Raw genomic sequence first — 17738 nt, forward strand, 5'->3', positions numbered from 1 at the left:
GTTTCTTGCGCAATTTCATTGATGCAGTCATTCCTTTTCCTCCTCTACCTATCTTTCTTAATAAAAAGATAGCACGGGACAAAGAAATAGTAAAGAACAAACTCTGAAGCGACGAATGCTTTTTAGCAGCTTATAAATAACGATTTTCTCTTAAAGTAGCAGTTTTAATATCTGCAATCGTCTGTGTACCAGCCAGTTGCATCACCATCTCGAGTTCTTTTTTAAAGAAATCAAAAACTTGTTGCACACCAACTGATCCACCTAAAGCTAGACCATAAATAACTGGTCGACCAATTGCTACTAAATCAGCTCCTGAAGCAATTGCTTTAAAAATATGTTGACCGCGTCTTACACCGCTGTCAAAAACAATCGGGACCCTTCCGGCTACGGCTTCTGCCACATATTGCAGTGAATCAAAAGCAGCAGGACCTCCATCTAACTGACGTCCGCCATGATTGGAAACCCAAATCCCCGACGCCCCTGCACCAAGCGCTCGTGTGACATCTTCTGCTGATTGTACACCTTTGACATAGACCGGTAATTCAGAATAGTTAGTAATAAATTCCACATCTTTTGGACTTAATTTTTGTTTTGAGGAGCCGTAGACAGCATCCATGGTTTGACCAATTCCTGACTGATAAGCTTGAACGATCGGCATCGCTAATGGAAAAGTAAAACCATTCCGGCGATCAGTTTCACGATTCCCGCCAACAGTAGCATCGGCGGTCAAGACGATCGCTTTTGCCCCATTGCGTTTAGCCATGTCTAGAATATCTCGGTTGATACCATCATCTTTACTCATATAAAATTGAAACCATTGGGGCGCATCAGACCCACCGGCTTCACGGATTTCTTCTAGCGTACAAGACGCGTATGAACTTGCCGTATAAATCGTGCCAAAGCGTGCAACCCCTTTAGCCGAAGCTTTTTCAGCAGCCACATTGGCCAGACCATGGGCCGCCACGGGAGCCATAATGATTGGAGCCGTTAAAGCTTCTTCTGCAAAGCGCGTACTGGTATCTGGTAATTCCACATTCTCCAAGACATGAGGAATGACTAATTTATGATTAAAAGCCCTTTCATTTTCCTGATAAGTAAAACCATCCCCTGCTCCACTACTAATGTAGCCGTAGCCCCCTTCAGGTATGACCTCCTTGGCCGCTTCCTCAAGATCAGACGTATTAATAAAGTCGACGGCACCCTCTGCTGTGCTAGCTTGATAAATCTTTTCCATTTAAATCCCACCTTCAAAAGTATGCGTTTACAAAAATTATGTTACGCTTCCAATTAACTGTTGACAAACAATCTGTTTGCGCTTCATTTTTGTTGATTTTTCGCAAAAAATATCCTGTATTTAGACAAAAAGAGACCAAATCTCTAATTAGAGATTTGGTCTCTTTAATTTTTATTCTTCTTCTTCGGTCATGAATGTGTTGAAAACTTCTTCAATCATATCCCATTCAGCGTCAGTTTCGATTTGTTGTAATTCACCTTCGCTACCGTCTTCGTTTTCAACGTATGCGTATGCTTGCAATTCAACATCTTCCTCTTCCGGTGCGCCGGCTGGGTAAAGCAAAACATAGTTACGATTGAATTCTTCTTGTCCGTCAATCGTTAATAGAATTTCATAAAGTGTTTCATTTCCTTCATCATCAACCAAAGTAATTACTTCATGTTCGTGGTCGTGATCATGCTCGTGATCGTGGTCATGTGTGTGTTCGTGTGCCATTCTTATTCCTCTTTTCTAAAGTTTATTGCCGGTTCGATCAAGATAATTTTGTAAAATCATGACCGCCGCTAGTTTATCGATTACTTTTTTTCTTTTGGAACGTGAGACGTCCGCCTGTTCAACTAACATCCGTTCTGCTTGGACCGTGGTTAGCCGCTCATCTTGAAATTCGACGGGCAAAGCAAATAATTCTTTGACTTTCTCGGCATAGGCCATCGAAGCTTCCGCTCGAGGACCAATCGAATTATTCATGTTCTTCGGGAGCCCTATCACAAATTTAGTTACTTGATACTCTTTGACTAGTTCAGCAAGTCGCTCAAGACCAAATTTGCCTTTTTCTTCATCGATGCGGATGATTTCAACTCCTTGAGCTGTCCAACCAAATGGATCACTAACTGCAATTCCAACCGTCTTCGAGCCAACATCTAATCCCATCACTCGCTTCAAATATTAATACCATGGTCTTTCAAATAATATTTAACTAAAACTTCCATGACTTCATCGCGTTCGTGACGACGAATCAAGTTTCGTGCATCTTGATAACGAGGAATATACGCAGGATCGCCTGATAATAAATAGCCGACGATTTGGTTGATCGGGTTGTAGCCTTTCTCGGCTAAAGCGTTGTAGACGATCGTCAATGTTTCGCTGATCTCTTTTTTGCGGTTGTCGTCAAAATCAAAACGGACTGTTTCATCTGTGTATCCCATTCTTTCACACCTCTCCTTGAACTTATCACCATCTATAGTTTACTAAAAGAAGACAAAACTTACAAACTTTGTAAGTTGCCAATCTGTTGGCTTTAGAAAATCTTCCGAATTATTATAACATGCTTTTACTCAAAACAGACGGCTTTTCTTAAGCATCTTTTTTAATTTAACTTTTTTCTCTTTCGAGCGCTTAACAGTCAACAATCAAAAAGAAAACCTTCTTCTTACTTATTTTTCTCTATAACAATTACCTCAGTATTTTAACACTAACAAAAAAGATACGCCTGAGAAAAATCTCAGGCGTATCTTTTTTGAGTTAGGATTAGTAAAGTTCTAAGTATTGATCGCGTTCCCATTCTGAAACAGTTTGACGGAAAGCTGCCCATTCCATGCGTTTTGCTTCATTGAAGTTCGTATAGATATGATTGCCTAAAGCATCAATCATCGTTTGGTCTTTCCGCAATTCTTTGATAGCATTGTGGATCGTAGAAGGTAAATCATAGATTTCTGCTTCTTTACGTTCTTCTTCTGTCATCACATAGATGTTACGATCAACCGCTGCCGGCGGTGTTAATTTATTACGGATACCGTCTAACCCTGCTTCTAACAATACAGCCATTGTCAAATATGGATTAGCCGCTGGGTCAACTGAACGTAATTCTAAACGAGTTGACAAGCCACGTGATTCAGGAACTCGGATTAACGGTGAACGGTTGCGTCCGCTCCAAGCAACATAAACAGGTGCTTCAAATCCTGGAACTAAACGTTTGTATGAGTTAACAATCGGGTTACATACTGCCGTATATGCACGCGCGTGTTTCATTAACCCAGCAAGGAATTGATACGCCGTTTCACTTAATTGCATAGGACCATCTTCATCATAGAAAACATTGCCTTCGTCGTTGAATAAAGACATGTTACAGTGCATACCAGAACCGTTAATACCGTAAAGTGGTTTAGGCATGAACGTCGCATGCAAACCATGTTTACGAGCGATCGTTTTAACCACTAGCTTAAAGGTTTGGATATTGTCACAAGCTTCAATGGCATCTGCGTATTTGAAGTCAATTTCATGTTGACCAGGCGCCACTTCATGGTGAGATGCTTCAACTTCAAAGCCTAAACTTTCAAGTTCCAATACGATATCACGACGACAATTTTCACCTAAATCGGTTGGGGCAAAATCAAAGTAACCACCACGGTCATTCAAATCTAATGTTGTATTGCCATTTTCGTCCATTTTGAATAAGAAGAATTCAGGCTCAGGCCCTAAGTTAAATGAAGTAAAACCAAATTCGTCCATTCCTTTTAAGACCCGTTTCAAGTTCCCGCGAGGATCCCCAGCAAATGGTTGACCGCTTGGTCCATAAATATCACAGATCAATCGTCCTACTTTGCCATGATTGCTTTCCCAAGGAAAAATCATCCAAGTCGTCAAATCTGGATATAAATACATGTCACTTTCTTCAATTCGAACAAAGCCCTCGATTGATGAACCGTCGAACATCATTTTGTTATCTAGAACTTTTTCCATTTGGCTGACTGGCACTTCAACATTTTTGATTGTCCCCATAATATCTGTAAACATTAGACGTAAAAAGCGGACGTTTTCTTCTTCAACAATTCGTTTAATATCCTCTTTACTTAGATCTCTTTTCGGCATAGTATCTAATCCCTTCCTCACACTTCATTTTTTTATATTCCACAACCACTAAAGTTTAGGCCCTTGTGATTGATATGGATTATTTTGTTGAAAGCCACCTTGTGTCAACATTTCATCATAAAAGATTCGACGAACATCTTTATCCGTCAACGGTGGTTTCGCTTTAGCAGCTTTGACCTCTTCTTGACGCATTTGGTAGACCCGTTTGATTCCGGCCATATTTAAACCATCGGATAGATAATCTTTGATTTCCAGTAGCACATCAATATCATTTAGAGAATACATCCTACGGTTTCCTTCGCTTCGTTCAGGATGGATCAGCTCTTGTTCCTCATAGTACCGAATCTGTCTGGCAGTCAAATCAGTCAATTTCATAACTGTACCAATTGGAAAAACAGCAAGTGAACGACGTAGTTCTTTTTCCCGCATAACCATTCCTCCTTGTTCCTTGATGTTGAAAAAAGAATACCATCCGATAGACCAATCGTCAAGAGTTAATGTCAGATTTTCTTACATAAAGAATCGGAATGTTCGTTTTTTCTAAAAACGCCTTATCCCATCAACGTTTCAACACTACAAAAAAATCTGATATACTACTAAAAAAAGTAGAAGGTGAACTTTTGTCCAAATTTAATATTGGTGAACTAGTTAAAATTAATGATTACCATTCAATGGCCGGCTTAGTTGGAATCGTTACAGCTTGCTATAAAGAGAACCATACCTATCTTGTCCGTTTCAGTCGCGACCTAGAATTATTACTAAAAGAAGAAGCCATAACTATCGAAAAAAGATAAAAAAACCGAAGTCCAGAATGACTTCGGAATGCTCATTATTGATGATACACTTCATTCACTGCATTGGTTACTGCAACTTTTACATGCTCAAAAGTTAGCCCACCTTGCAAATATAATGAATAGGGTTCACGCAATGGACCATCTGCACTTAATTCAATACTAGCACCTTGAATAAAAGTGCCGGCCGCCATGATAATATCATCTTCATAACCGGCCATATAAGACGGAATTGGAGCGACATAAGCATCGATCGGTGAGTATTTTTGAATTGCTTGGCAAAACTGGATCATTCGGTCGCGATCACGAAAATCGATCAACTGAATCAGATCGGTACGCGGTTGATCCCATTTGGGGGTTGATTCTAAATCATACTCAGCTAATAACGCTGCTGAAAAAATCGCCCCTTGAATCGCCTGGCTCACAACATGCGGTGCCAAGAAAAAACCTTGCAGCATATCAAAAACACTGCCTAGCATCGCACCCCCTTCAGCCCCGACTCCCGGGGTCGTTAGCCGATAGGCACAGCGCTCGATTAAGGCTTCTTTACCTGCAATATACCCCCCCGTTTTCGCAATTCCGCCACCAGGATTTTTAATTAACGAGCCCGCCATGATATCTGCTCCAACTTGTGTTGGTTCCAACAGTTCAGCAAATTCTCCATAACAATTATCGACAAAAATCACAACTTCAGGGGCAACGCTCTTAACAAAATCACACATCTCTTTGATTTTTTCAATCGTAAAAGATGGACGTGCGGCATAGCCGCGAGATCGTTGGATCGCAACAACCTTCGTTTTAGCTGTGATCTTTTCTTTTACTTGATCGAAATCAACATTTCCATCCGCTAAAAGCTCAACCTCATCATACCCAATATTGTATTCCTTAAAAGAACCAATGCCATTACCTTGTACACCAATTACTTCTAATAACGTGTCGTAAGGCGTGCCGGTAATGTAAAGCAAATCATCCCCAGGCCGTAGCACACCAAATAATGAGGTGGCGATTGCATGCGTCCCTGATACAATTTGTGGGCGGACCAAAGCAGCCTCAGCGCCAAAGACCTGGGCATAAACTGCTTCTAACACATCTCTTCCTTGATCATCATTTCCATAACCTGTTGAAGGTAAAAAATGACTTTCCGAAACATGATTTTCTCGAAAAGCAGTTAATACTTTGGCTTGGTTTGATAATGCTACTTCCCGTACTTCTTGCAGTCGTTGGGAAATTTGTTGATCCACTCGGTCAACTTTTGCAACTAGTTCTGGTGCTAACTCAGCTGTCCAATTCATCTTCCATTCTCCTAATCCAAAGAGAGTTTTTCTTAGCAAAACCTCGGACGATGTATTGTTCCTTCTCCTCATCAAAAGTTTCGCTCAAGACCAGCGTCTCTCGTTTCATTTCACTTAAAGCCTGACCTTCATCAGCGCCTACCGTTAACAAATAAGGTTCTAATAGGTTCATGATTTCACGCTTAATTGCTTCAGCTAACTGCTCTTTGCCTTTCGTCGTCTTAGCAGAAATCAAGACGTTAGGAAAAAGCGTCGGAGCAAAGCGAAATTCATCAATCCGATCAGCCTTGTTGTAAATCGTTAAAACAGGAATATCATCCATCTCAAGTTCCTTCAACAAATCCATCACAGTTTTTTCCTGTTGTTGCCGATCTTCCGCGCTAGCATCTACGATATGTAGTAAAAGATCCATTCCTTTACTTTCTTCGAGTGTTGATTGAAAGGCATCGACCAATTGCGTCGGCAAGTCCTGAATGAAGCCGACCGTATCCGTAATTGTTGTTTCCATTCCTTGCGGCAGGCGCCAACGTTTCGTCAGCGGGTCCAAGGTTGCAAAAAGCTGATCTTCTGAATAAGTATCGGCATTGGTCAGTAAGTTCAAAATCGTTGACTTACCGGCATTGGTGTAACCGATCAAACCCATTTGAAAAATGCTGGATTGTTGTCGCTTTTGTCTGCTACGCTCACGATGCGCTTCGACTTCTTTCAGATCTTTTTTTATGGCTGTGATCCGCCGACGAATATGCCGACGATCGGTTTCCAATTTCGTTTCCCCAGGTCCTCGGGTTCCGATTCCGCCACCAAGCCGTGATAAACTCTGCCCCTGTCCAACTAGACGCGGTAACAAATAATCTAATTGGGCCAACTCAACTTGCAGCTTGCCTTCTTTTGATCGCGCACGCTGAGCAAAAATGTCCAAGATTAACTGGATTCGATCAATCACAGGGACACCCACTTGATCCTCAATCGTCTGACTTTGACGAGGAGACAAAGCGTGGTTGAAAATGACCAACTCTGCTTCATGAGCCTCAACCAATTGGGCTAGCTCCTCCAATTTGCCTTTTCCAATAATCGTTTGTCGATCAACTTTCGGCCGTTTTTGGGTCAATGAAAAAACAATCTCGCCGTGAGCCGTCTTGGTCAGTCCTGCCAACTCATGCATTGATTCTAAATAGTTACTTTTACTCTCGTCTGTCTCGACGCCGACTAAAATGACTCGTTCTGACAATTCGTTCCCTCCTCGTTCCTCTTTTGGCAATTACTTTTTTTCTGTTTATCTTTATTGATCAATCGAAGACTCCTCAGCTAACCAATTTTCAATCGCTGTTTCAATCTCTTCAATTACATCTGGTTGTTGGACTAAGTCATACCAATGAACTGACATCCGATTGCGAAACCATGTCAACTGACGTTTGGCATAACGTCGTGAATGCAATTTAACTTCTTCGATTGCCGCTTCTAATGAAGACTCTCCTGAAAAATAAGGAAACAGTTCTTTGTAACCAATCCCTTGAGCCGCTTGAACATTCGGGGTTGCTGCTAAGCTTTCCGCTTCCTTTAAAAGGCCTTCTTCAATCATCAAATCAACCCGCTGATTGATTCGCTGATACAAAACGGCGCGATCCGTATTCAATCCAATTAAGAAACTATCATACAGTTTTTGGGGCTGTTCTTTGGGAGCCATAATCGAATGACCAGTCAATTCAAAGACCTCTAAAGCACGGATTATTTTTTTTCGATTATTATAGTGGATTTTTTCGGCTGCCAATGCATCGTTTTGCCGTAGCTTTTCCCACAATGCTTGATTTCCTTTTTCTGCTGCAAAACGCTCATATTTTTCTCGCAAGGAGGAGTCTTCGGGTTCACCTTCGCTACCAAGCTTGTAATCCCATAACAGCGACTGGATATACAGCCCCGTACCGCCCACAATAATCGGTAGCTTCCCCCGCTGAGTGATTTCTTGAATGGCTTGTCTCGCAGCTTTCTGGAAGTCAGCTACTGAATATTGTTCATCGATCTCGCGAACATCAATCAAGTGATGGGGAATTCCTGCCATTTCAGCAATGGTAACTTTAGCTGTCCCAATGTCTAAGCCACGGTAAACTTGCATAGAATCTCCACTGATAATCTCTCCGTTAAAACGCTGAGCCAAATCAATGCTTAAGCTAGTCTTTCCTACAGCAGTAGGCCCTACAATTGCGATTACTTTCATTGTTTGTACCTACTTCTCGTCCGAATGGCCTTTTCTGGGAAATCGGTGATGATTCCCGCTAAATTTTTTTCAAAACAGTTCATCAAGGTATCGTACAAATTAGGCGTCCATGGACGAATCGCTTTTTCATAATTTTTTACAATCTCAGGATGCTGCTTCACCCAGTCATAGCTGGGATGTAATCCTTCAAGATAATCAGTGGTCAAAACAGTCTGATACTTATCTAAGTCATTTTTTTGAATCAAATCAAATTGCGCATCCGGCTCGTATTCATGCATAATCTGCAAGGACTCTAAATTAAAACTTGCATACCAATAAGTAAAGGGCCACTCTTTACTGGTCATTACTGCTGAAATTTTTTCTTCGATCCCAGGATAATGATATTTATTCGTTTTAATCTCAATGCATAAAACGCCGCGAAAACGCATTTGTAATAATAAATTCAACACTTCTTGCAGTGTAGAGATTTTAGTTGCTTGATATTTTTCATCGAACCAGCTACCGGCATCCAGCTCCTTGATCTCTGCTAACGTCAACTCACGAACCAATCCTTTACCATCCGTCGTCCGATCCACGCTCTCATCGTGGATTACTACCAATTGCTGATCAGCCGTCAAATGAACATCCAGTTCAATCCCATCTGCCCCTGTCCGGACTGCCTCCATGAACGCAGGCAATGTATTTTCTGGATGGGTTCCTGCACTCCCGCGATGAGCAATGATTACTGTCATCTGTTATCACCTCGTCCATATTTATAAACATTTCTATTTTACAGCACTCAAAACCACCAATTATTGCACATTAAAATAGCGCAACGGTTGTTTCGTTAAGCGCGTCAGCTGTTGCCGCTTCTCTTCAAGGATTTCTAAAAGCTGCTCTGAAAAAGTCTCCATTACAATCCGCCCGCCTTTATAAGTATAGCCGCCGATTTTAACCGTTTCTTCTGGAGACAAAATAACTTTACGATGAGAGATATTTTTGAAAAACTCTTCAATTAAATAATTAGGTAGATAGAAACTATTTTGAGCCGTAAAAGAATTCAAATAAATGAAATCATCAATCGTAATATAACAATCATCAAAGGAATTGAACGCAACATAATCTTGCATCAACACATTGCGTTTGGACAAAATTTCATTAATTTTTTTATTCAAAAGATTAATGGTTTCTATTTCTTTCACTTGATGCTCTAATTCTCTTTCTCGACGCTGACGTAAATCGATATACCTAAAAATAAAAAAGACTGCAATACCTGTTAAAGCCGCGCCAATTAGTACGCCAATCAGCCCCACAAATGCAATTTCCACTTTTTTTCCTCCTCATCTTATTTACCTAAACGTGTTACGTACAACCTAACGATTATTAAAATAAAAGTTCACGCTGCATACTAACCGTATTTTTTTATGCTCAGCATTTTTCTGCTACGATGCTTCCAGTAAAACACTTTAAAAAAGCAGGGTTTACTTAATTGGATAGAAATGTAATTATTTATTTTATTTCTGTCCATTACATTTGATCCTCTGCGCTATTAATAGTACCATATTTTCATGTTTCTAGGATAGTTCGAGTCAGATAAAAAAACGAAGCCTTCTATTTGACCAAAACTGACCAAGGATGTATAATTTCTTTAGCTTTAGCAATCTAACCTTGTTTGTGCTAAACTAATTATGAATATTATTTAAGGAGGATTCACTATGAATTTAGTTCCTACAGTTATTGAACAATCATCTCGTGGCGAACGTGCTTACGACATTTATTCTCGTTTATTGAAAGACCGTATTATTATGTTAAGCGGTGAAGTGAACGATGACATGGCGAACACTATCATCGCCCAATTACTTTTCTTGGATGCCCAAGATTCTGAAAAAGATATTTACCTTTACATCAACTCACCAGGCGGTAGCGTCTCAGCCGGCTTAGCAATTTTTGACACAATGAACTTTGTTAAGGCTGATGTCCAAACAATCGTACTTGGTATGGCTGCTTCAATGGGGAGTTTCCTATTAACAGCTGGTGCTAAAGGCAAACGATTTGCTTTACCGAACGCTGAGATTATGATTCACCAACCACTTGGCGGTGCTCAAGGTCAAGCAACAGAGATCGAGATTGCTGCTCGTCATATCTTGAAAACCCGGGAACGTTTAAACAACATCTTGTCTGAACGTACTGGTCAACCGATTGAAGTGATTGAACGCGATACTGATCGTGACAACTTCATGACTGCCCAAGAAGCAAAAGCTTACGGCTTGATTGATGAAGTTATGGAAAACAGCAGCGCTTTGAACTAAAACATGGAAAAAGGATGTGTGCCAAGATTTTTGGTACACATCCTTTTTTGGATTTTCCAATAGAATCTGAAGGAACCAAAGCAAACGTACTCATTTCTTATTCGACCGCCTTACTTGATAAATAATCCTTCCCCTATCATAAGTATCGCTACGGGAAGACTCCACACGCTGACTCGCTGGTATTTAACTAAAAAAACTGTAGACAGGCTCGTTAAAGCGAACCTACCTACAGCGTCATTTAGAAAATGACTTATTCTTTTTGTGAATACCCATTTTGATAATCAATCTTAATGCTCTCTTGCACGTTATAGATGAATAGATTCAATGAAATCTGATCATCTTCAACGCTTTGGGCCTCCATCTGAACGCCACGGGCGACTAATTCCTCCCCTTTAAAATAAGGCGTTACACGATAACGGACATGGTGATTGGTTTTACGAATATAATTACCGATCTCGATTTCATGGTCATTCATGCCCGGATCATTCAACGAAGCTGTGCCGGTCATTAAATTTTTCAAATTATTATTCTCGCCAGAAAATTGAAAAGCAATCAGATGGGCACGATTATATAGTGGCTTATCTTGATAAAATTTCTGATGCCAACCAGTCGGCTTCACATATAGACGCTCACGTTCTTCCTGCGGCATCAAGTCCTTTCCCAGCATCCCGTTTGCTACACCCACTCGATTCAAATGATCCAAATCGGAAAAACGAGTCCAAGTGCCCTGATCCATGGACAAATCTTCTTTAGAAAATGCCGGGCGATTGTTGTTCAACTCAATCGTTTGATGTTCACCATCATAATCTGGGATTTCCGATAACTGACTGACCTGTACTTCTTTGACTGCCTCCATTGAGTCATTGTCTGGCTTAACTTGTGAATAAACACCGTAAACTCCAGCTAATAATACAACAATCGCAGAGATAATTTTAGGTGTTTGTTTCTTCGTTGCGATGATTCTCCCACTCCTAGCTAGCGGATCCCCTTTTCAGAAAAATTGACGATAACCGCTTATTTCGTTTGCTGCCAAATTTCTTTAATAGCTGGTACATTGCCCAACTCAGTTAAATTACTTGGCATAATGACGGTATTGCCATTATTTTCAACAACATGTTTGAACGCTTCAATTCCTAGATAAGCAATCATTTCGTCGGTTAAATTACTCTCCGCGATGGCTTGGTTAATCGCCTTGATTCGCGCCGTCTCTGCTTCTGTAATCTTAGCGATCCGCTCTGCTTCTGCTGTTGCATCGATACGCGTCCGCTCTGCCCGTGCATCTGCGTCGATTTTTGTTTGGCGGGCCCGCGCTTCAGCATCAATCTGCATTTCAGAAGATTTTGCCTCGGATTCTAAAATAACCGATTGTTTCTTCCCTTCAGAGATCGTAATCAGCGATTCTTTATCCCGACTGGCCGTAATTAATTTGTTCATGGAATTAACAATTTCATTTGAAACAGAGATTTCTCCAATGTTGATCCGGTCAATCGATAAACCATATCCAGCAGTAATATCTTTGACGCTCTCATATAGATTAACGTTGATTTCTTCTGTTCCATTCAACACTTCATTTAATTCCATCTTCCCAATAATCCCACGTAAGTTTGATTGACAATCCTGAATCATTGACGTAACAGCATCTTCGTTGTCATAGACAAAAGCCCGTGCATCGGTTACATGATACTTGATTGCTTCATCAATCTCAACAATTACGTTATCCCGTGTAATCACACTTTGAGGCTCGATTTGAATCGGCGTTTGTTTTAAGGAAACGCGCCGACGCACCACATACAAAATTGGAATCAAGAAATGCAACCCAGGTTCCAACGTCTTAACATACTTACCAAAACTTTCAACAACTTTAACTTCCCCTTGCTGAACAATTACTATTAACTGACTCAGAATAAACAAAAGAATAACTATAAAAACAACAAACAAAATAATATTAAATACGATCAATGTAATTCACATCACTTTCTACTAAATTATTATTGATAACGACTAACAATTCCCGACTGGTAAAGTCAATAACTTCCAGCATGTCTCCAGGCTCGGGCTGCCCATTAACTACTTTATAATCATACCAACTACCTAAGATTCGGATTAATCCACGTATCTCTGCTTGTTTACTGCGAAAACATTTCCCCATTGTCTTTTGCATCTGATAATCCGCCAACACCATCTCCCCCTTTTAGCTAGTATACCAAACTCCTCACAAACAAATACTACATTCTTGCATATTACTTTACACTTTTCAGCAATTTTCTTAAACTATCAAAGGAACGGAGTGGTAACAATGATCGCAAATAAAAAACAACGGTGGGGGCTTTTAGTGCTACCCGCAGAAATGCTGATTGACGAATATATCTTTCCACTTTTACAACCTGATAAAAACCCCAAAGCCGCTTTGTTAGCGTCCTTTTTATTGTTTTCAGCAGGCTTTTTCATTATGATTTGGTTATTCCATGATTTTTTACGTGCACAATGGCAAATTTTTCGCCAAAAACTTTTTCAACGTTTATTATTAAGCATTCTTTTAGTTATCGGAGTCTTTTTGATCCTTCATTTCGTTCGCGCTTTGATTCCCAGTGACTTATTAACAGTTCCAACAAATAGTAGTTCAATTCAATCGCTTTCTGTCGGCTGGACTGTTTTAGCAGCTATGACTCCCTTCATCGCTCCGTTTACTGAAGAATTGACTTTTCGTTACCTACTATTGGAAAAAATTTCTAACAAAATTTTCCGATTTTTCATGCTATTTGTACAAGGAATCTTATTTGGTCTTATTCATTGGCATAATTTCAATGGAAATATTTATGCCATGATTCCCTATATGGCTATTGGCATTTATTTAGGCCTCATTTATTTGATTGTCAAAAATATTTGGGCCCCGCTTATGGTTCATTGGATGTTCAACGCGATGAATTCACTTTTGCCAGCACTATTGCTTTTATTTTTAAACCTATTCGGAATGCTTGTTTAATCCTCACTAGGAGGATTTTTTTGTAGTTTGCCATATACAAGGGCGCAAATAGACAGCCTGACAATGGTAAATTATCTAGTCGCTCCTAGTAGCTGGCAGCAAGTAATACGATATTTCATCTTAACTAAATAAGTTCTACTAAATAGTTGTTGCCGTATTTTCCCAGCTACTGATCACTTCATTACATCCCTGTGAATTTGGGATTATCGTTGACAAACGGGAATAGATCAGTCGTGAAATTTAAAAAAATATTCCTATAAACATTACACTAATTCACTTAGCTCAAAGATAAACCCCGTCTAACCCCTTTCACTGATTTGCACATAGTATATTCCTGGCTCCAATAGAACTCTAGCAAAATCCATTACGAAAAAAACTTTTTTTCAATCAAAATAATTCCTTCATTAAAGAAATGAATGTCCATTGAAAGGACTCACCAGAAAATATTCTTTTCTGCATAATTTGTTTTCAAATACAAAAAAACCAACGCTCAGCCACAAACGTTGGTTTCATCAGAGGATATACCTCTTCACGGATATACTCTTCCGCAACACCTTCAGCATACATCATTTTTCAATTGAATAGCAAGAGCAGGATTTATAAATCTTTTGGGGCCTTTTTACTAAAACAAAGAAATTACTGCAGCCTAAAAAAAGAGCAGCGAAGCCTTATTTTTTATCAGGCTTTCCCACTCTTCAAACTAAGCGGGTGACGAGAATCGAACTCGCGACGGAAGCTTGGGAAGCTTCTGTGTTAACAGCATGGCTCTCAAATTCTTGCTCTATCAGTATTTTTACTATACCAATACTGGCTAGTTTAGATAATAGTTTAGGTTCATAAAGACAAAAAAGGTGTGGGGTATATAGGAAAAGAATGAAGCTAAATTAATAAGTCCCTTTTCACAGTTATAAAAATAATCAAGTTTTATATTGTTACTAGCTGAATATTTAACATCTGATGATATAGTCCCTCTGCTGAAGCACTATTGATATAACAAGTGCTTCATTATTATTCTCAAATGTTTAAAATTTGAAATATCAATCCTTACTGTAAATAGCTTCATGTGTGAAAGAAAACGATAAAATTTTGATAATCAAAAATAATCCGCTTAAATAACGTGACTTCGTTGTTGATTGTTGGTGTCCCCATTTGGCTACATCACAATAAAGATTTCTTTTGAAATTCTACTTGGTGGCGAATTACTTCGGAAATCAAAAAAATTCATTCGATTATTTTATAAACTCATTTTAATGAGCTAATACTATCTATCTGTGTATTATGTAAAAGAACAATAGCGCATAAGCAAATGATTTTACTTATTTATCTCTAATATAATACAATTAATTCAGTACCTACCGATTGGTACAGAAAAATGGAGGGTTTGTATGAATAAGTATGAAAATATTATCGTTGGCTTTGGTAAGGGAGGAAAAACACTCGCAAAAACATTAACAGCTAAAGGTCAATCCGTATTAGTAATCGAAAAATCTAAGAGAATGTATGGTGGAACTTGTATTAATATTGGCTGTATCCCATCCAAGTCATTAATTTTAAATGGTGAAAAAAAAATGAGCTTCAGCACTGCTATAGAACATAAAGAGAAATTGATTGGTATGCTGAGAAATAAGAATTATCATATGATCTCAGATGAAGCAACGGGAGAAGTGTTAGATGGAACTGCTAAGTTTGTTGCTGATCACATTCTGGAAGTGACTTTGCCCGATGGTTCAATAAAACAAGTTGAAGGTGAAAGAATCTTTATTAACACTGGAGCTGTTCCAGTCATTCCTCCAATAGTAGGATTGAGGGAAAGTACTTATTTGCTAGACTCTACTAGTGCAATGGATCAGGAGAAGTTGCCAGACAATCTTGTTATCATAGGTGCTGGATATATTGGGTTAGAATTTGCCTCTATGTTTAACAGCTATGGTAGTAAGGTGACTGTTTTGGATGCTAGTACTGATTTTATTTCTAGAGAAGACGATGATGTTTCAGAATTGATCTATAATGATTTAGTTGAGGCTGGTATTGAATTCCATTTAGGTGTTTCTATTGATAAAGTGAAAGATCATGCGGATTTTGCCGAAGTAACTTATACCGAAAACGGCGAGAAGAAAATCGTCAAAGCAAACAAAGTTCTAGCAGCTACAGGGAGGAAGCCAAATACATCGGAGCTAGGTTTAGAAAATACAAGTATTCAGGTAACTGATCGCGGTGCTATAGTAGTTGATGATTTTTTAAGAACCACTGCTGACGATGTTTGGGCTATTGGAGATGTTAAAGGTGGATTACAATTTACTTATATTTCTTTGGACGATTATCGCATTATTTTAAGTCAATTGTTTGGGGAAGAAGAACGAAAAGTTTCAGACAGAGTAGTTGTTCCTTATAGTGTATTTATTACACCGCCATTGTCTAACGTTGGGTTAACAGAAAAAGAAGCCCAAAAAAGGAATATCGACTATAAAATATTTAAGTTAATGGCTGCTGGAGTACCTAAAGCACAAGTACTTGAAGATGCGAGAGGTGTTTTTAAAATTTTAGTAGATCCTAAAACTGAACAGATATTAGGGGCAACTATTTATGCAGAGGAATCTCATGAAGTAATTAATTTGATTGCCTTAGCTATTAAGGCTAACCTCCCATATACAATGCTACGTGATAATATTTACACACACCCAACTATGAGCGAATCTTTAAATGACGTATTAAAATAGGAATAAAGAAAGAGAGGTTCTCAATTCAAAATTTGAAGTGATTTATAGCAATCTTGACAATAATATCCTCAGTTGCTAGACTTGCCATACTTTAAACAAAAGAGGAGAACACTATTTTGGGAACGAAGGAAAAGATAATTTCGGCGGCACGCAATTTAATTTATAAAAAAGGTTATAACAATACTTCTATTCGGGATATTTTAGCAGCAGCGGATGCAGGTAAGGGACAATTGTATTACTATTTTGATTCTAAAAAAAGTATTGGTATAGAAGTAATCCGTGAAAACGTTAAGTCTTGGCAAAATGAGCTGTTCGATGATATATTGGCTCCCAGTTTAAATCCTCAACATGATTTTGAAGCAATGTTGGATTGGGTTTATTCATTTCATAAAGATCAGAATCGTTATTATGGATGTCCAATGGGAAATTTAATTGTCGAATTATCACTGGAGGATGAGGACTTTCGTGATTTACTAAATGATTTTATGAATGAGTGGATTATTTCTTTAGCTAAAAATTTACTTTCTTTTAGTTCGTTGAGTTTTGAGGAATCTCAAATTGAAGCGAGATCAATTATTGCTCAGATTCAAGGAGGTATTGTATTATTAAAGGTCACACAAGATCTGTCAGTGTTAGATGAAACAATTAACTCATTAAAGAAAAAGTATTTGGTTGTGACAAATTGAGATAGGAAGTGCGGTCCTGAACCAAAATGAGGAATTAATCTGAATCTTGTGTAGAATAGAGTTATCATGCCAAAAGTCGTGTAGGAAGTATCTGGCCTACTCTAATTACAACTAAATCTTCCAGAAAGTTATTTTGAGGAGTCTACCGAGAATGATTTTGGGATTGTACTTTTTAGACGCTTGCGCCAAAGGTGTTCGTCACAGTCTCTTTTTCCGTTCAACCGAAGAATAAGGAGAGCAGATTAGTGTGCTCTCCTTACTTTTTTATTTCTGATTCCCTAACAAAACAATCTTATCTGCCTTATAATACATCGGGTGCCCAGGTCTACTTGGTTGTAAGTTCTCAAATCGGCATTTGACACTCTCGCGCTTCATAATCTCATCATTGTCAATTGGATGGTCTAAGGTATTCACGGTGACTTGTGTTGCTTTTTTACGGAATTGTCCCTCTAGGATGGTCACCGAATATTTGTACCCGATAATCTCATCGGTATAGAAGTTTCTGGGTTTGTTTTCGCGATCTAGAATGACTTGACCGTTTTCATCGGTGCGAGTTTCGGTCGCAAACTTCGGACTGACCTCATCTAGTTCAAAGGTTGGGCCAATGGCTCCGAAATCAAAATCGTTGATACTTAACATTTTTGGCATCGTGTTTTCTTCCTTTCTT

At 39.0% G+C, this 17738-nt stretch carries 20 protein-coding genes; 5 read left to right on the forward strand and 15 right to left on the reverse strand.

What is annotated here, in order from left to right; genetic code table 11:
- Positions 1-130: 130 nt before the first annotated feature.
- From EP1_RS05290 to EP1_RS05315, 6 genes are all read right to left on the reverse strand, one after another.
- Complete coding sequence (locus tag EP1_RS05290) at positions 131-1234, reverse strand: alpha-hydroxy-acid oxidizing protein (RefSeq protein ID WP_067624596.1); 1104 nt, start codon at positions 1232-1234, stop codon at positions 131-133.
- Positions 1235-1405: 171 nt separating this feature from the next.
- Positions 1406-1729: a DUF1292 domain-containing protein gene (locus EP1_RS05295; RefSeq protein WP_067624599.1), complete on the reverse strand. Its 324-nt coding sequence runs from the start codon at positions 1727-1729 to the stop codon at positions 1406-1408.
- Between the two features lie 15 nt (positions 1730-1744).
- Positions 1745-2164, reverse strand: coding sequence for a Holliday junction resolvase RuvX (gene ruvX, locus EP1_RS05300; protein ID WP_067624602.1), 420 nt, complete (start codon positions 2162-2164; stop codon positions 1745-1747).
- 8 nt (positions 2165-2172) lie between these two features.
- Positions 2173-2439 (reverse strand): IreB family regulatory phosphoprotein, encoded by a 267-nt coding sequence (locus EP1_RS05305; protein ID WP_067624605.1) that lies wholly within the window; start codon positions 2437-2439, stop codon positions 2173-2175.
- Positions 2440-2761: 322 nt separating this feature from the next.
- Positions 2762-4102, reverse strand: coding sequence for a type I glutamate--ammonia ligase (glnA, locus tag EP1_RS05310; RefSeq protein ID WP_067624609.1), 1341 nt, complete (start codon positions 4100-4102; stop codon positions 2762-2764).
- A gap of 48 nt (positions 4103-4150) precedes the next feature.
- On the reverse strand, positions 4151-4531 hold the full coding sequence (locus EP1_RS05315; RefSeq protein ID WP_067624612.1) for a MerR family transcriptional regulator: 381 nt from the start codon (positions 4529-4531) through the stop codon (positions 4151-4153).
- 191 nt (positions 4532-4722) lie between these two features.
- On the opposite strand from EP1_RS05315, the gene EP1_RS13520 reads away from it, so the two are divergent.
- A complete protein-coding gene (locus EP1_RS13520; protein WP_167540746.1) occupies positions 4723-4896 on the forward strand; it encodes a hypothetical protein in 174 nt (57 codons plus the stop codon).
- A gap of 35 nt (positions 4897-4931) precedes the next feature.
- On the opposite strand, the gene EP1_RS05325 is transcribed toward EP1_RS13520, so the two are convergent.
- From EP1_RS05325 to EP1_RS05345, 5 genes are read right to left on the reverse strand one after another with little or no spacing between them, the layout of a single operon-like run.
- A complete protein-coding gene (locus tag EP1_RS05325; protein WP_067624618.1) occupies positions 4932-6185 on the reverse strand; it encodes a methionine gamma-lyase family protein in 1254 nt (417 codons plus the stop codon).
- A complete protein-coding gene (gene hflX, locus EP1_RS05330) occupies positions 6169-7413 on the reverse strand; it encodes a GTPase HflX (protein WP_067624621.1) in 1245 nt (414 codons plus the stop codon). The genes EP1_RS05325 and hflX overlap by 17 nt, the downstream gene beginning before the upstream one ends.
- Positions 7414-7464: 51 nt before the next feature.
- The gene (gene miaA / locus EP1_RS05335) at positions 7465-8397 is read right to left on the reverse strand and encodes a tRNA (adenosine(37)-N6)-dimethylallyltransferase MiaA (protein ID WP_067624624.1); all 933 of its coding nucleotides are present in this window, start codon (positions 8395-8397) and stop codon (positions 7465-7467) included.
- Positions 8394-9128 (reverse strand): glycerophosphodiester phosphodiesterase, encoded by a 735-nt coding sequence (locus EP1_RS05340; RefSeq protein WP_067624628.1) that lies wholly within the window; start codon positions 9126-9128, stop codon positions 8394-8396. The genes miaA and EP1_RS05340 overlap by 4 nt, the downstream gene beginning before the upstream one ends.
- Positions 9129-9188: 60 nt before the next feature.
- The gene (locus EP1_RS05345; RefSeq protein WP_067624630.1) at positions 9189-9704 is read right to left on the reverse strand and encodes a hypothetical protein; all 516 of its coding nucleotides are present in this window, start codon (positions 9702-9704) and stop codon (positions 9189-9191) included.
- Between the two features lie 387 nt (positions 9705-10091).
- On the opposite strand from EP1_RS05345, the gene clpP reads away from it, so the two are divergent.
- Positions 10092-10685, forward strand: a complete 594-nt coding sequence (gene clpP / locus EP1_RS05350; protein WP_067624632.1) for an ATP-dependent Clp endopeptidase proteolytic subunit ClpP — start codon at positions 10092-10094, stop codon at positions 10683-10685.
- Positions 10686-10935: 250 nt separating this feature from the next.
- Here the strand turns inward: clpP and EP1_RS05355 are convergent, their stop codons facing one another.
- The 3 genes from EP1_RS05355 to EP1_RS05365 form a co-directional block, all read right to left on the reverse strand.
- The gene (locus EP1_RS05355; RefSeq protein ID WP_245630584.1) at positions 10936-11541 is read right to left on the reverse strand and encodes a DNA/RNA non-specific endonuclease; all 606 of its coding nucleotides are present in this window, start codon (positions 11539-11541) and stop codon (positions 10936-10938) included.
- A gap of 158 nt (positions 11542-11699) precedes the next feature.
- The gene (locus EP1_RS05360) at positions 11700-12644 is read right to left on the reverse strand and encodes an SPFH domain-containing protein (RefSeq protein ID WP_067624638.1); all 945 of its coding nucleotides are present in this window, start codon (positions 12642-12644) and stop codon (positions 11700-11702) included.
- Positions 12631-12867, reverse strand: coding sequence for a hypothetical protein (locus EP1_RS05365; protein ID WP_245630585.1), 237 nt, complete (start codon positions 12865-12867; stop codon positions 12631-12633). Before EP1_RS05365 ends, EP1_RS05360 begins: the two co-directional genes overlap by 14 nt.
- Before the next feature lie 114 nt (positions 12868-12981).
- Here EP1_RS05365 and EP1_RS05370 point away from each other — a divergent pair, with 114 nt between their 5' ends.
- The 3 genes from EP1_RS05370 (at position 12982) to EP1_RS05380 (ending at position 17071) form a co-directional block, all read left to right on the forward strand.
- Positions 12982-13668: a CPBP family intramembrane glutamic endopeptidase gene (locus EP1_RS05370; protein ID WP_067624640.1), complete on the forward strand. Its 687-nt coding sequence runs from the start codon at positions 12982-12984 to the stop codon at positions 13666-13668.
- Between the two features lie 1385 nt (positions 13669-15053).
- Positions 15054-16385 carry an FAD-dependent oxidoreductase gene (locus EP1_RS05375; RefSeq protein ID WP_067624642.1) on the forward strand — a complete coding sequence of 444 codons (1332 nt, stop codon included), beginning with the start codon at positions 15054-15056 and terminating at the stop codon, positions 16383-16385.
- Between the two features lie 116 nt (positions 16386-16501).
- The gene (locus tag EP1_RS05380) at positions 16502-17071 is read left to right on the forward strand and encodes a TetR/AcrR family transcriptional regulator (protein WP_067624645.1); all 570 of its coding nucleotides are present in this window, start codon (positions 16502-16504) and stop codon (positions 17069-17071) included.
- Positions 17072-17335: 264 nt separating this feature from the next.
- On the opposite strand, the gene EP1_RS05385 is transcribed toward EP1_RS05380, so the two are convergent.
- Positions 17336-17719: a hypothetical protein gene (locus EP1_RS05385; protein WP_048720914.1), complete on the reverse strand. Its 384-nt coding sequence runs from the start codon at positions 17717-17719 to the stop codon at positions 17336-17338.
- Positions 17720-17738 lie beyond the last annotated feature (19 nt).

The organism is Enterococcus pseudoavium NBRC 100491 (genome assembly GCF_001544295.1).
GTDB lineage: Bacteria > Bacillota > Bacilli > Lactobacillales > Enterococcaceae > Enterococcus_A > Enterococcus_A pseudoavium.

Coding starts and splice junctions, on each gene's coding strand:
- EP1_RS05290 (WP_067624596.1), bottom strand. CDS start 1,234: ATGGAAAAGATTTATCAAGCTAGCACAGCAGAGGGTGCCGTCGACTTT.
- EP1_RS05295 (WP_067624599.1), bottom strand. CDS start 1,729: ATGGCACACGAACACACACATGACCACGATCACGAGCATGATCACGAC.
- ruvX (WP_067624602.1), bottom strand. CDS start 2,164: ATGGGATTAGATGTTGGCTCGAAGACGGTTGGAATTGCAGTTAGTGAT.
- EP1_RS05305 (WP_067624605.1), bottom strand. CDS start 2,439: ATGGGATACACAGATGAAACAGTCCGTTTTGATTTTGACGACAACCGC.
- glnA (WP_067624609.1), bottom strand. CDS start 4,102: ATGCCGAAAAGAGATCTAAGTAAAGAGGATATTAAACGAATTGTTGAA.
- EP1_RS05315 (WP_067624612.1), bottom strand. CDS start 4,531: ATGCGGGAAAAAGAACTACGTCGTTCACTTGCTGTTTTTCCAATTGGT.
- EP1_RS05325 (WP_067624618.1), bottom strand. CDS start 6,185: ATGAATTGGACAGCTGAGTTAGCACCAGAACTAGTTGCAAAAGTTGAC.
- miaA (WP_067624624.1), bottom strand. CDS start 8,397: ATGAAAGTAATCGCAATTGTAGGGCCTACTGCTGTAGGAAAGACTAGC.
- EP1_RS05340 (WP_067624628.1), bottom strand. CDS start 9,128: ATGACAGTAATCATTGCTCATCGCGGGAGTGCAGGAACCCATCCAGAA.
- clpP (WP_067624632.1), top strand. CDS start 10,092: ATGAATTTAGTTCCTACAGTTATTGAACAATCATCTCGTGGCGAACGT.
- EP1_RS05355 (WP_245630584.1), bottom strand. CDS start 11,541: ATGGAGGCAGTCAAAGAAGTACAGGTCAGTCAGTTATCGGAAATCCCA.
- EP1_RS05365 (WP_245630585.1), bottom strand. CDS start 12,867: ATGGTGTTGGCGGATTATCAGATGCAAAAGACAATGGGGAAATGTTTT.
- EP1_RS05370 (WP_067624640.1), top strand. CDS start 12,982: ATGATCGCAAATAAAAAACAACGGTGGGGGCTTTTAGTGCTACCCGCA.
- EP1_RS05375 (WP_067624642.1), top strand. CDS start 15,054: ATGAATAAGTATGAAAATATTATCGTTGGCTTTGGTAAGGGAGGAAAA.
- EP1_RS05385 (WP_048720914.1), bottom strand. CDS start 17,719: ATGCCAAAAATGTTAAGTATCAACGATTTTGATTTCGGAGCCATTGGC.